Source organism: Scytonema hofmannii PCC 7110, from assembly GCF_000346485.2.
Lineage (GTDB): Bacteria > Cyanobacteriota > Cyanobacteriia > Cyanobacteriales > Nostocaceae > Scytonema > Scytonema hofmannii.
Window position 1 is genome coordinate 2,515,650 of record NZ_KQ976354.1, and the last position, 13,407, is coordinate 2,529,056.

The following is a 13,407-nucleotide window of genomic DNA, read 5'->3' on the forward strand; positions in this document are numbered from 1 at the left end:
ATTGGCTACATTTTATCCTGCTACTCTTTCAAAATGGCAGAATACTAAGTATATAAAATCACAAACAAACAGTTTAAGATTTGGTGTGGAATAGTTTAAAAAAGCTACAATCTAGTCTAGACAAATAACTCATAAGTTTACACAATTGTCAATAGTTTTTTGTAGCTTTTTTACAATAAACCTGCCCAATCTTACAAAACGGAGGCTACATTTGAATCAATACTTACCAATTAAACTTTTACAGGAAAAAAATTTGGGGAAAGCTCACACACAAGTCGGGTCTAATGACTAATGACTATAGATGAAATCGTATTACTACTAAAGGCAAACATTCCTAACTCTCTCTCTGAGCTCCAAGAGTTGGTGTTACGCTCTTCTTGGGAAGGAAAAACTTATACAAGTATAGCAGCTGAAGCACATTACGGAGAAGAGAGGGTTAGAAAAGTCGCTGCTCATTTATGGCAAGTGCTGAGTGACTTTTGGAAGGAGCCAATCAGCAAATCCAACTTCCGTCAGATTCTAGAGCCTCGCCGTTTAAGCAGAACTCAACAACAAGTTCTCCGGGAATTCAACCGTAAAGATGAAGTCACTCCCTTAGAATTTCCTAGTGGTCCGGTATCACTTAACTCTAAATTCTACGTTCCTCGTTCATCAATTGAAGAACTAGCTTACGCGGAAATAGCAGAACCAGGAAGTGTTACTTGCATCAAAGCTCCTAAGAAAATGGGAAAAAGTTCCCTAATTCTACGGATTCTTGCTCATGCAGCAAGCCTTGGTTATAGCACGGTTCATTTAGATTTTCAGCAGGCGGATAGGGCAGTTTTTACCAATCTTGATAAATTTTTGCGATGGTTCTGCGCTAATGTTAGCCGGGAGTTGGCTTTGGAACCCAGACTGAACGATTATTGGGATGAGGATATGGGGAGTAAAGTCTGTTGTTCTCTCTATTTCCAATACTATTTACTCCCTTCTCTCAACAGCCCTCTGGTTTTGGTGTTTAACGGAGTCGATTGGGTGTTTGAGTATCCAGAAATTGCTGAAGATTTTCTCCCTCTACTGCGTTCTTGGTACGAACAAGCCAAATTGGTGGAGGTTTGGCAAAAACTTCGTCTTGTTCTGGCTTACTCAATGGAATTTTTGTTACCTCTCAACTTGACTCATTCTCCATTTAATATCGGTTTGACTATCAAGTTACGGGAATTCACAAAAGAGCAAGTGCAGGATTTGGCACATCGCCACGGGTTGGATTGGAGTCACGGTTCTGATGCTGATAAACTGATGGCAATGGTGGGGGGACACCCATATTTGGTGAGGCTGGCGTTGTATCATCTTGTGAGTAAGGGGGGGACGGAACGCCATTTAGGGCAATTATTGCAACAAGCACCTACGGAAGCAGGAATTTATAACGACTATCTCAGGCAATGTTTGTTGGTTCTGCGGGAGAAACCACAATTGGGAGATGCTTTTCGTGAAGTTGTTTTTGCTACAAGTCCCCTACAATTGGAACCAACTGTGGCGTATAAGTTATATGCTATGGGGTTGGTGAGCATAGAGGGCGATCGCTGTACTCCGTTATGTGAGTTGTACCGCTTGTATTTTAGAGAGCAACTCAACACGAATAGCGATCGCGCTCCCCGTTTGCAAGAATTGGAAAAAGAGAACCAACAGTTACGCGTTCTCTCTGGTTTAGATGAACTGACTCAACTGGTTAGCCGTCGTTCTTTTAATACTTACCTTCAAATAGAGTGGCAAAAAGCGATGAGCAAACGCGCTCCTTTGTCACTGATTTTATGTGATATTGACTACTTTAAATTTTATAATAAGACATACGGAATTACTGCTGGTGATGACTGTTTGCGACAAATTTCTGGTGTTATTAATAAGTGCGTAAAACTATCTTTTCCCAGTGAAGATTTAAATAGCGATCGCAATTCGGCTTTAGTTGCGCGTTATGGAGGCGAGCAATTTGCAATTCTCATTCAAACAGATGCGGCTAATGCTTTACACGTTGCTGAAGTTATTCGAGAGGAAGTGAAAGCACTGGGAATTCCTTGCGATTATCCTAATATTGGTGGACTTCCTGCTGAGGTTTTAACTGTCAGTTTGGGTGTTGCTAGCTTGATTCCAGAAGCACAAACAGATCCTCATACTTTGTTAGTGACTGCGGAAAGAGCGCTGATTCAAGCAAAAAGAAGGGGACGCGATCGGGTAGTTTTTAATTAGAATTTTTAGAGATTCGATCCCCCTGGTAGGTTGGGTTGAGGAACGAAACCCAACATTTACAAATTCTCGAAATACCGTTGAAGTTGCATAAGTCCCAGAGGTTTTCAATGGTGGGCAATATATTAAATAATTAAGGAACCGCAGATGAACGCAGATGAACGCGGATAAATCTGTACTTTATTCAAGTGAAAACCGCTATATAAATTTGATTTCTCTTGATACTTCTTTACACGAATGATTGATCGTAAAACCTTGGAAAGGGAAGGGAGCTAGGAATCCAATTTCCCCCTTTCACGCATGAGGATTAAGGGGGGTAAAGCTACTCCCTTCCCACTCAAAGATTACTCCTATCCTGCTAGAAGATTACCTAATTAAATGAACCGCAGAGGCGCAGAGAACACAGAGAAAAGAGGAGAAGAAGATCGGTAATCTTATGGCGGAAAGGGAGTATTTATCTAAATGAACCGCAAAGACGCAAAGAGCGCGAAGAAAGAGGAACATATGTTCGGTAGTCTTATAGTAAGAAGGGAGTAATTTTTGTGTACACCGTAGTTTTTAAGGGGAGGAACTAGAAATCCAATTTCCCCCCCTATCCATTACCCGCATCTTTCTTAACAATTGCAAAACTGTGTTACCACTATGCATTAAAGAGTGGCTGTGGAATTGAAAAATTACAGTTAGAAACTGGACGTCGCATCCACATGGCACTAGCAACTTTTTCAATTGTGGCATGGCGTTTACTCTGGCTTACTTATGAAGCGCGGATGCATCCGCAGACTCCGTGCGATACAGTTTTAGAAACCTATGAATGGCAAACCCGCATGTGTGACTATTTCGCAAAATCCTTATCCACCTCAAACACCACCCTCCCTGGCTGAGGCTGTGAGAATGATTGCTAGTCTTGGTGGTTTTTTAGGGCGCAAAAGTGACGGAGAACCAGGTTTAAAGACCATTTGGAGCGATTTAAAGTTAAACCGTTAAACTAAGAGTTATATTGCGGTACATAGAACTTATAGGTATGGCTTCACCTCTTTGGAGACAACGACTCGCCTCAGTTTCATCTCAGATTCCTTTATTCCGTCTCCAAATTATGCCCAACAGCCGCAGCAAAACTGGTAAGCCCTCCCCCTTTATCCTTTATCTTTTAGCCTTCGTCCTGACTTTATTCTTCTCCCTCTCTTGGGTAAATGCCAAAGAAGCCAAAAAACCGAAGCTAGAACCTTGGCAGATTGACGGCATTATGGCTGCCCTTGATGATGGTCATGACAAGGTAAAAGAATATGCACTGAATAAATTAGCAGAATATGATCAAAGTTCTTTAGGCAATAAACAAGAGAGTATTGCTGAGAAAGCTGCTACTATCCTCAACGATGAAAAGGTAGACGCCAACGTTCGTGGCAAAGCGACTAGTGCATTGGGCAGCTTGAGACCATCAGCGGCTAAATACATTCCAGACATCCTCAAGTTTCTCAACGATGAAAAAGTAGACGCCAACGTTCGGGCCTCGGCGGCTACTGCATTGGGCAACTTGGGATTATCATGGGCAAAATACATTCCAGATTACGTCAAAATCCTCAAAGATACAAAGGTTAACACCGACGTTCGTGGCAAAGCGGCTAGAGTATTGAGCAACTTGGGACCATCAGCGGCTAAATACATTCCAGATATCCTCAAGTTCCTCAAAGATGCAAAGATTAACGCTGACGTTCGTGGCAAAGCGGCTAGAGTATTGGGCAACTTGGGACCATCGGCGGTTAAATACATTCCAGACATCCTCAAGTTCCTCAACGATGAAAAGGTAGATGCCAACGTTCGGGTTTCTGCGGCTACTGCATTGGGCAACTTGGGAGTATCAGCAGCAAAATACATTCCAGACATCCTCAAGTTCCTCAACGATGAAAAGGTTGACGCCTACGTTCGGGGCTCTACGGCAAGAGCATTAGGCAACTTGAGACCATCGGCGGCTAAATATGTTCCAGACCTCGTCAAAATCCTCAACGATGAAAAGGTTGACGCCCACGTTCGGGGCTTTGCGGCTACTGCATTGGGTAACTTGAGACCATCGGCGATTAAATATGTTCCAGACCTCGTCAAAATCCTCAACGATGAAAAGGTTGACACCTATATTCGAGCCTCGGCGGCTACTGCATTGGGCAACTTGGGAGCATCAGCAGCAAAATACACTCCAGACATCCTCAAGTTTCTCAATGATAAAAAGGTAGACGCCGACGTTCGTGGCGAAGCGGCAAGAGCATTGGGCAACTTGGGCCCATCGGCAGCAAAATACATTCCAGACATCCTCAAAATCCTTAACGATGAAAAGGTAGACGCCAACGTTCGTGGCGAAGCGGCAAGAGCATTGGGCAACTTGGGCCCATCGGCAGCAAAATACATTCCAGACCTCGTTAAAATCCTCAAGGATGAAAAGGTTGACGCCGATGTTCGTCGCTCTGCGGCAAGAGCATTGGGCAACATAAGACGACTGGAGTTGGAAGAGGTTTTTGTTATTCTCAATTATGTTTATGAGCCAAATCAAGGAAAGTTTTCGTCTTCAATCTCAGAACAGAGCGACTTTGAATCTTGGCGATTTTTCACTTATTTTCTTGGAGGAGGCACTGAAGAGGTAAAAACTTTGGTGAAATGGCTTGGCTACCCGAAAGAAACACCTGATAAATTGACACACAATGAAAGTAGAAAAACACTGGAAATCCTTCTTAAAGCTTGGAATAGCAGCCAGGAATTGGAGCGATTACAATCAGATTTAGCAAGACAAATTGCCGCAGTTACCAAAAAGGTGACTTGGCAATGGCAAGACATTAACTTACTTCAATCTCACTACAACAATCTCAAAAATGCCTCATTTAACGAAGCTGATACGGTACTCTCAGTCATCAATCAATTAGAATTTTGGAAGTGGTTTTTCCTCTTCACCAAAATTCTCCTTATTCACTTTGCTATTTGGCTAATCCTCATTATTACTTACCCTAAATTTCCTCAAATCCTATCAACCTTATTCTGGAATCCTTGGCTAAGACTCATTTTCGGTCTGGGCTACATTGGCTTTCTCCTCGCTGTCATTCCCTTTCTACGACAAAGACTCTTTGAGCCTTTCAAATCTTTTCTACTAGCAGATGCAAGTTTAAATAATTTTGACGACCAAGCTTACTTCCCAGATACAATGGTTAGGGTTCGCGGTTTGGAGGAAAACAAAGCAATTACGGAAGTTATCCCCAGTCTCAAAGGGCAAATTATTTTACAAGGTGATTCTGGATTGGGTAAGTCGATGTTTCTGCGACATTTGGTGAAAAACTCCCAAAGAATTGTTGCTTATCTTCCTGCGCGAAAGTGCGATAGGGGTGTCGTAGAAGCAATTCAGGCAAAGCTACAAGGGCAAGTACAAAATACAAATTTTCTCAAAAACCTAATACAAAATGGTGCAATTGACATCTGTATTGATGGTTTGAACGAAGTAACGGCAGACACCCGTGCTAAAATCGGGCAATTTGTGGAAAGCTATTTTCGGGGTAACATTATTATGACAACTCAACCCTTGGAATGGATACCGCCCTCTATGGCTGTTGTCCATGAATTGCAGCCCCTTAAGCCACAACAAATTGAAAAGTTTCTGTTATCCCGCAAACAACGCTTTCCTCAAGATGCTTCAGTTCAAGGTGCTAAATACGAGCAAGTATGTCAGTACTATTTATCACAAACTTTAAACGAACAGCAACCGTCGGAAGAGTTAAAAGCAGCATACCGGATTCTTTCCAATCCAATGGATCTTACTTTGGTAGCCCTCATGCTTTCCCAAGGGAAACCACCTGATTTGTTTCGCTTGCAACAACAGCAATACAATCAAATAGCGGAGGAATATCAGCAAAAGTGGAAACATGAATTTCCTCTCAAGAAATTCTCCTTCGCTGTTTATCAAATGCAGCTTCAAGATGAAAAAGCGCTTCCTGAAGACATTTTCCACCAAGAAATTGAAAGTATGGAAGATGAGAAATACAAAATGGTTGTCAGCCGTCAGTGGGAAGATACCAACGGTGAAGCCAGGAAGGAATGGTATTTCCGCCACGATAAAATCATGGACTTTTTCCTGGTGCAAAACTTTCTTGAGGATAGTGAAGAAGCAAAAGCACGGGTGACTGACCACATGGGCGATCCCCGTTTTCGCGGTGTCTACTTTTTGTTGGCTGGTTTACTCCCTTTAAATGCTGCTTTGGAACTACGGGAAAAGTTTATCTTATATGCTGCTAACACCAAAGACCATACAGTCACGGATACATTTGTACAACTGATACAGTTACGCTGGTCGCAAGGAGCACAAGAAGTTACTTTCAAGCAGGTGTTACGACAGCAGGAACAAAAAGCGCAATTTTTAGATTGGGTAACGCAGTTTCTAGAACTGATTGGTGGGAAGATTATACGTGAAAGGGAACTTTACTTGACTGTTGAAACTATTGAAGGTAGTCTCGGTACTTATACGCCTTTACCAGTCTTAGTGGCTGTTGATACACCAAATGACCGGGATGTGGTTCAAATTGTTGAATTTTCCAAAAAGTTAGACCGGGAACCTGTAGAAAGAGTTGGTCTGCTAATATACAAGTTTCCACCAGATACAACAGCTAGAATGGAAATGGCTAAGGTACGGTTGCGCGATCGCTTTGTTTTAATCCCCATTCCTCTGACATCGATAGAAACTACATTATCAAATAAATTTGACTGTGTGGGATTGTTGGAAGAATATGTCGATCGCTACTTGCAACGTGCTGACTTCTTTGATGACAAAAACGCCATCAGTGACACGTTTTCTTTCTTTGGTCGAACTGAGATACTGCAGCGACTGGGAGAAGAACTTCTCAGATATCAAGGGATTGGCTTATTTGGATTGCGTAAGTCTGGTAAAACTTCTGTACTTCTCCAGTTAAGCTTCTTGTTACGGGAACATCCCGTTGTGCATATAGACTTACAAAGATATGGCGGTTCTCGTTACGGTGCTGCTTTATTTAATGATATCCTTCAGCGATTATCTGCACTAGAAACTGATATCCAACTTCCACAGTTTGAACCATTTTCTCACGAAAAACTTGCCGCAGAATTAACAGCAGAATTTATTCAAAGATTCAGCGAACTTGCTCGTGCTATTGAGAAAAATAACAAATATAAATTACCCATTTTTTGCTTTTTAGATGAAGTAGAGCGAATTATTCCAACCCCAGAAGACCACTGGGAAAAAGCCGAAGAATTTAATGCTTGTTTTGGAGCGCTACGAGTGTTAAACCAAGAACAACGCCAATTGTCGCTGCTCGTGGCTGACGTGCATCCAGATTGCAATCGGATGAATACGTGGAACCAAGAAGGAGTGTCAACAAATCCTGTTTTTAGCTTCTTCAAAGAAATATTTTTGCCGCCTTTTTCCCAAGAAGAAACCCAAGATATGCTGACAAATATTGGCAAATTAATGGGATTAGAATTTGATGAAGAAACTCTCAGACAAATTCATGGGCAAAGTGGCGGTCACCCATTTGTTTCTCGGCAACTTGCTCGTTTCTTAACGGAAAAAATCAAGCAAAACGGAAGTGGACTGGTGGAATGGGAAGTAGTAGGTCGTTATTTAGACAAAGCCTTGAGTCGTAAAGGCGAGTTGAAAAACTACGTAGAAAAAAGTATTTGGGAAGATTTAGAAAAACGAGACTTTCAAGTTGCGATCGCAGTCCTTAAAATCATAGCTTGCAACGAACTCGACAGACAGGGCATAACCGAACAAGCATTACTCAACCAACTCAGTGCTAATTTTACAACCAACCAATGTTCAGACGCTTGTCATTGGCTGACAAATGTTGGATTGTTGTATCAAGAGGAAATAGAACATCAGGATATCTACCAAATCCGGATTCCCCTCCTATCAAGGTGGATTCAAATGCAGATGACAGAAGAGGAAATTGAACAATGCAAGATTCTCTAGGAGAACGCCCATTTGACAATTATCGAGTCGCAATTACCGATCCTTCCCACTTTTTTGGACGCAATGACTTACTTGATACCATGCTCAAGTCACCCTTCCAAGTACGGATACTCCTGGGAGGAAGACGCTTGGGTAAGACGAGTGCTTTACGTGCTGTAGAATGGAATTTACTCAATCCAAATACAAGTACATCACGGCGAGCATTTCCCGTACTACTCAACCTACAATTAGAACAACCCAAAGACTTAGATAATCTTCGTTACTTACTGATAGCCAGACTCCGGGAAGCCATAGAACGCTGGAAAGAAGTTCCTCTCGCTGGTACGCGACAGATGTATCGCGAATTTCTTGGTAGAGTCAAGGGAGGCGAAGTCACCTTCAGCTTCCTTCAGCAATTAAATATTAAATTAAACATTGACAATCCCGATCGTGAACGCCGCTTAAATAATGATAGCTTCCGAATAGCGTTTTTAAAAACCATAGAAGAACTTCGCAAATCAAATTTTCAAGGCGTCTGCTTTCTCATAGACGGATCTGAGTTCATTGTACGCCAAAATTGGGCAAGTGACGCTTGGTCTTACCTGCGAGGATTAAAAGATACAGACACAGCCATCAAACCTTTTTTAGGGCTTTTGCTATCAGGTTATCGAGATTTAAAAGAGTACCAACAACGAGTCGGTTCACCCCCAATACTGCTCGGTTAAGGGAAATAAAGGGTAAAACAGTGTCAAATGTGTTCGCGTATTAAAAACGATAACTGAAAGCGGATGGGCAAGGTTATTTTTTGTCTTTGAGACTTTCGTACAAATCTATCCAGTTTTGTCTGAGAGAATGAATCGTATTTTTTAAGGTGTCGATTTGCATTCTTCGTGTAACTTGCATAACAGCATCAATATGAGCGGGGCTTCCAGCTTTCCCCAAATGCTTATATTTACTTAATTTATTAGGAGTTTGCGTAGGGAAAATCGGCATTTGAGCGTGCAACTTATAGTACCAGTAAGTTCCTTTTTGACCGCGTGCCTGGTAGCGCAGGACACAACAACCTTCGGGTGCAACTTCTCCTGAAGCTTGAATTTGTTGAATTTGTAGTTGTAGAGTAGCGATCGCTTGCTGTAAGAGTTCGGCTCTGGCAATAATATCGTCAGTTTTCGTAGGCATCAATTGGAATTGGGGAAAGATAGAGTTCTCGAATAGATTACGAGAACAAAAAGTGTTTTAATCAATATTATCTTATACGAAATTTCACTTCAAAACTGAGTGCTAATGATGCTAGTTAACTTTGAATTCAACAATCAAATCCTAAATCGGGCACAATTACTGCTGGCTCTTAACCAGATCATCCCTACCGAGTCGATTATGGCAGCGATTACAACAACGAGTAGTACCGCACGGCGTCAAAGAATACTTCCTACACACGTAGTAATCTCTCTAGTAATCGCCATGAGTTTTTGGTCCTCCGATTCAATCGTGGATGTATTGAAAAATCTCATTCAGGGTTTTAATTCTTTGCAAATCCCCTTTAAGAGACGTTTTAAGATACCAACATCTTCATCAATAAGTGAAGCTAGACAACGAATTGGTGCTGCTGTTATGACTCGTTTATTTGAAATTGTTGCAAAACCTTTAGCAACAATTAAAACACCAGGTGCTTTTTTGGGTGGACTGAGAATAATGGCTTTGGATGGCACAGTTTTTGATGTTCCTGATACAGAAACTAATGCTAAAGTATTTGGTTACCCTGGTTCTCGTCCTGGTACAAATCCGGCTTTTCCCAAAGCTAGGTTAACTTTTTTAGTCGAAGCAGGAACTCATTTAATTATCGACATATTTTGTTGTCCATATCGAATTGGAGAGAGAAAAGGAGCTTTAAAGCTATTAAGAAGTGTTGAGGAGAGTATGTTGTTAATGTGGGACAGAGGACTGCACTCATTTAAAATGATTCATGCTGCAATCAAACAAAAATGTCATATTCTTGGTCGCGTGCCATCTCATGTAAAATTTGAGTTTGTTAAAGCTTTTCCTGATGGTTCCTATCTAAGTTGGCTTGCTCCTGATGGAAAGTCAAGAAAGAAGGGAGCGACGAAAATACCTGTTCGTGTCATTGAATATATTATTGAAGTTGAGGGTGTAGAAAAGGTGTATCGTTTAGTAACTGATTTGATGGATATTTCAACTTTTCCTGCATTGCTCTTAGCCCAAGAATACCATCAACGGTGGGAAGCTGAGAACACCTTGGATGAGTTAAAAGTCCATCTGAACGGTCGTAAAATTCCTATCCGCTCGAAGAATCCTCGTGAAGTTATCCAAGAAATTTATGGTTGGTTACTAGGACACTATTGTATACGTTATTTAATGTTTCAAAGTGCAGCAATCAAGGGAATATCTCCCCTAAGTTTAAGTTTTACCAGTTCTCTAAGAGTTGTCAGACGTGCTATTCCTCAGTTTCAACAGCAAGTTAATCATTCTCTTGAGAATATGAATATATATTTTAGCTGGTTAATCTGGGAAATCTTAGACTTACAAATACCACCAACCTCAGGCAGAACTAATCCGAGGGTAATCAAGAAAACTCGTTCTAAATTTAAAACTAAAAAACGATGTCATAGAAATAATTATACTCCCCGGCAACAACTATCTTTTACAATTTTTACAACCGCTAGTTGACATCATCTAGTAGTAGAAGATAGTTGAACTAGATAGAAAATTAAAAGGGACAAGGTTTAGAGATTTTTTCAATTAAATATAAACATTCTTGAGAGATACTTGCTCATCTCTTGTGGGTTCATTTATACAAATTTCTCTCATTTTTGTTCTCGTAAATAAAACGAGAACAGTTTCTTCGGAATTTTAGGCTTCACTTTCCCTTAACCGAGCAGTATTGGGTTCACCCCTGTTAAACATAGCAGAAATTGAATGGTTGACTTCCTTAAGTGAAGAACAAGCCAAAACATTGATAGGCGATCGGATAGAACAGGAACAGATTTCTTTAACAGAAGAAAGAATAAATTCTATTATAGAATGGTCGGGATGCCATCCATATTTAATACAACAAGCACTAAACATTATTTTTGATGGCGATCTCCAAAGAGAAACACGCACTAATTTTATAGATAAATTATTACAACATCATGATAACGACTTTTCAGCATGGTGGAATGCAGAAGAATATTCCGGTTGCTTTGGAGAAACCGAACGAAAAGTTTATTATGCCCTAGTTCAAAACCGAAAAGGAAATTCTAAAACTTTGTCACAGTCTACTAGTTTAAGTCGAATCAAAGTTACAGATGCGTTAGAAGTAATTGCAGGAACTGGGGTCATTCAACAGTTAGATGATGAGTATTATGAAATTGGCTCTCGATTATTTGAAGAATGGGTCACCCAGCAAGCTGCTTAAAAACCTCTACTCTTCTCTCTGCGCTCTCTGCGTCTCTGTGGTTCAATAAATTTTTTTACCGCAGAGGCGCAGAGAACGCAGAGGAAAGAGAGGAGTCTTCATCAAGTGCTTGGCGGAGATATTCCCAAGTTTCTGTTTGTTCTTGTTCATCTCCTTCATCAATCCATTCCTGAGTTAACTTACTCAAGGCTTCATGCTGTTGAGTAAGTTTATCAGTTTCCTGAATTTTTTCTTCAGAAGTATTTGAAACTTCAGATGTCAAAGTTACGCTTTCACGAAATAAACGCATGATTTGAAGTAAATTACCCCAGTGTTCTTTGGGTGTTTGTTGAAGTTCTTGCAGTATCTCTCTTATTGATACTTCTGGAACTGTATTTTCTGTATGACTCAGAGATTTTTTAGCTAATATACTTTGCTCAGACATAATTACTGTGTTTGTTATCCATCTTAAAATTGTAGCCTCAAGCATTACCTACTACTGCAATCAAACGGTGTTCTCGGTCAGCAGCAAATTCAAGACTTGCTCTAATATCTTCCTCCGTCAACTCTGGGAAATCGTCTAAAATTTCTGCGTGGGACATTCCAGCTGCTAACCAGCCCAAAACATCGTATACAGTGATACGCATTCCTCGAATACAGGGCTTACCACCCCGCTTACCAGGCTCAATTGTAATAATATTGCGATAACTCATAAACTACACCCAATTCTTGATATTTTACCTTCGTGCTCTTCGTGTCTTTGCGGTTCAAAAACATTTTTTAACCACGAAGACGCAAAGAGCGCAAAGAGAGTAGGAGTAAGATGAACGTACTAATACTCTAGCTACAAATTAGCAGATGGTAAAGACAACCTAGTTGGTTGACCGATCGCACCACCTTCACGAGTAACAACTTCTGCTGGTTCTTCCGATGCCAACAATTGCCGAATTAACCGTGCGATCGCTTTTTGTGCATATCTTTCTCTACAATTTTGAAATCCCTGTCTACAGTGCATTGTGGACGCTTTTTATTTGTTTCCTGATTTGAGTGGTAATCTTTAAGGAAAACGGTCAGAGTGAGTTGTCAGTTGACAACTCACTCTGTAGGAATTAAGATCGTATATGTGTTTTAGGTAATGGCAAATAAACACCCCACCAACCATGCAAAACAGATTCGTCGAGTAGTAGATAAGTGTATTTATCAACAAGAAGAAGAAGACTAATGACTACTTTTAGGAGAGGGTAAGATCAAATGCGAGAATATGAATTTACTTTAAAATTCAGACTCCCCGATCCTACGATTGATACTGGTATGTACGTCGATGCCCTCTATGAATCAGGTTGTGATGATGCCATTATCGGCACTGGAATAAAGGGGCTTATTGCGCTTGATTTTATCCGTGAAGCACCATCAGCGTATGATGCAATGTCGAGCGCAATAAAAGATGTAAGAAAAGCTATCCCGCAAGCGGAGGTTGTCGAGGCTTCACCCGATTTTGTTGGTGTGACTGATGTAGCAAACCTCCTGGGATGCTCTCGACAAAATGTTCAAAAGTTACTATCGAACAGCATTTCAAATCGCCCCCCTGCTGTCTACGGAGGGGCGCAATCTGTTTGGCATCTCTTTGAGCTTCTTATATGGTTGATTGAACATAAGAGCTATCATGTTGACGAATCTTTGGTAGAAGTTGCTAAAATCACTAGAAGTTTAAATCTCGTCAAACAATCTGAAATGCTCGACCCTGAGATACAAAAAAAAATTCAGGATCTTTTTTCTAACAATATAAATACCTAAAAAATCCGATATTTCCTTTTACTATTTGCAAGGTTCTATGAATAAGTTT

General features: G+C 40.8%; 10 protein-coding genes and 1 pseudogene. 7 read left to right on the plus strand and 4 right to left on the minus strand.

Features of this window, described 5'->3' with window-relative positions; genetic code table 11:
* Positions 1-291: 291 nt before the first annotated feature.
* The 4 genes and pseudogenes from WA1_RS10830 to WA1_RS10840 all read left to right on the plus strand — a co-directional run bounded on the left by WA1_RS10830 (position 292) and on the right by WA1_RS10840 (position 8,895).
* Positions 292-2,223 carry an AAA-like domain-containing protein gene (locus tag WA1_RS10830; protein ID WP_017744032.1) on the plus strand — a complete coding sequence of 644 codons (1,932 nt, stop codon included), beginning with the start codon at positions 292-294 and terminating at the stop codon, positions 2,221-2,223.
* Positions 2,224-2,855: 632 nt separating this feature from the next.
* Positions 2,856-3,204, plus strand: a pseudogene (locus WA1_RS52560) (IS4 family transposase); the annotation flags it as partial.
* A 37-nt stretch (positions 3,205-3,241) separates the two neighbouring features.
* Positions 3,242-8,191, plus strand: coding sequence for a HEAT repeat domain-containing protein (locus WA1_RS10835; RefSeq protein ID WP_017744034.1), 4,950 nt, complete (start codon positions 3,242-3,244; stop codon positions 8,189-8,191).
* A complete protein-coding gene (locus tag WA1_RS10840; RefSeq protein ID WP_066612826.1) occupies positions 8,176-8,895 on the plus strand; it encodes a hypothetical protein in 720 nt (239 codons plus the stop codon). Before WA1_RS10835 ends, WA1_RS10840 begins: the two co-directional genes overlap by 16 nt.
* Positions 8,896-8,968: 73 nt before the next feature.
* On the opposite strand, the gene WA1_RS10845 is transcribed toward WA1_RS10840, so the two are convergent.
* Positions 8,969-9,349, minus strand: a complete 381-nt coding sequence (locus WA1_RS10845; protein ID WP_017750188.1) for a hypothetical protein — start codon at positions 9,347-9,349, stop codon at positions 8,969-8,971.
* 105 nt (positions 9,350-9,454) lie between these two features.
* On the opposite strand from WA1_RS10845, the gene WA1_RS10850 reads away from it, so the two are divergent.
* Together WA1_RS10850 and WA1_RS10855 are read left to right on the plus strand one after the other, a co-directional pair.
* The gene (locus tag WA1_RS10850; protein ID WP_026135398.1) at positions 9,455-10,855 is read left to right on the plus strand and encodes an IS4 family transposase; all 1,401 of its coding nucleotides are present in this window, start codon (positions 9,455-9,457) and stop codon (positions 10,853-10,855) included.
* 214 nt (positions 10,856-11,069) lie between these two features.
* On the plus strand, positions 11,070-11,585 hold the full coding sequence (locus tag WA1_RS10855) for a hypothetical protein (RefSeq protein WP_066612828.1): 516 nt from the start codon (positions 11,070-11,072) through the stop codon (positions 11,583-11,585).
* A gap of 55 nt (positions 11,586-11,640) precedes the next feature.
* On the opposite strand, the gene WA1_RS10860 is transcribed toward WA1_RS10855, so the two are convergent.
* From WA1_RS10860 to WA1_RS56835, 3 genes are all read right to left on the minus strand, one after another.
* Complete coding sequence (locus tag WA1_RS10860) at positions 11,641-12,009, minus strand: hypothetical protein (RefSeq protein ID WP_033336833.1); 369 nt, start codon at positions 12,007-12,009, stop codon at positions 11,641-11,643.
* Between the two features lie 37 nt (positions 12,010-12,046).
* A complete protein-coding gene (locus WA1_RS10865) occupies positions 12,047-12,277 on the minus strand; it encodes a DUF433 domain-containing protein (RefSeq protein ID WP_017750160.1) in 231 nt (76 codons plus the stop codon).
* 131 nt (positions 12,278-12,408) lie between these two features.
* Positions 12,409-12,579 (minus strand): hypothetical protein, encoded by a 171-nt coding sequence (locus WA1_RS56835; RefSeq protein ID WP_017750161.1) that lies wholly within the window; start codon positions 12,577-12,579, stop codon positions 12,409-12,411.
* 236 nt (positions 12,580-12,815) lie between these two features.
* Between WA1_RS56835 and WA1_RS10870 the strand changes: the two genes are divergently transcribed.
* Entirely contained in the window at positions 12,816-13,358 is a 543-nt protein-coding gene (locus WA1_RS10870) for a DNA-binding protein (RefSeq protein ID WP_066612830.1), read from the plus strand.
* The last annotated feature ends 49 nt before the right edge of the window (positions 13,359-13,407 follow it).

Excerpts from the sequence above, each read along its gene's own strand:
- WA1_RS10835 (WP_017744034.1), top strand. The coding sequence starts at position 3,242 with ATGGCTTCACCTCTTTGGAGACAACGACTCGCCTCAGTTTCATCTCAG.
- WA1_RS10830 (WP_017744032.1), top strand. The coding sequence starts at position 292 with ATGACTATAGATGAAATCGTATTACTACTAAAGGCAAACATTCCTAAC.
- WA1_RS10870 (WP_066612830.1), top strand. The coding sequence starts at position 12,816 with ATGCGAGAATATGAATTTACTTTAAAATTCAGACTCCCCGATCCTACG.
- WA1_RS10845 (WP_017750188.1), bottom strand. The coding sequence starts at position 9,349 with ATGCCTACGAAAACTGACGATATTATTGCCAGAGCCGAACTCTTACAG.
- WA1_RS10860 (WP_033336833.1), bottom strand. The coding sequence starts at position 12,009 with ATGTCTGAGCAAAGTATATTAGCTAAAAAATCTCTGAGTCATACAGAA.
- WA1_RS10865 (WP_017750160.1), bottom strand. The coding sequence starts at position 12,277 with ATGAGTTATCGCAATATTATTACAATTGAGCCTGGTAAGCGGGGTGGT.
- WA1_RS56835 (WP_017750161.1), bottom strand. The coding sequence starts at position 12,579 with ATGCACTGTAGACAGGGATTTCAAAATTGTAGAGAAAGATATGCACAA.
- WA1_RS10840 (WP_066612826.1), top strand. The coding sequence starts at position 8,176 with ATGCAAGATTCTCTAGGAGAACGCCCATTTGACAATTATCGAGTCGCA.
- WA1_RS10850 (WP_026135398.1), top strand. The coding sequence starts at position 9,455 with ATGATGCTAGTTAACTTTGAATTCAACAATCAAATCCTAAATCGGGCA.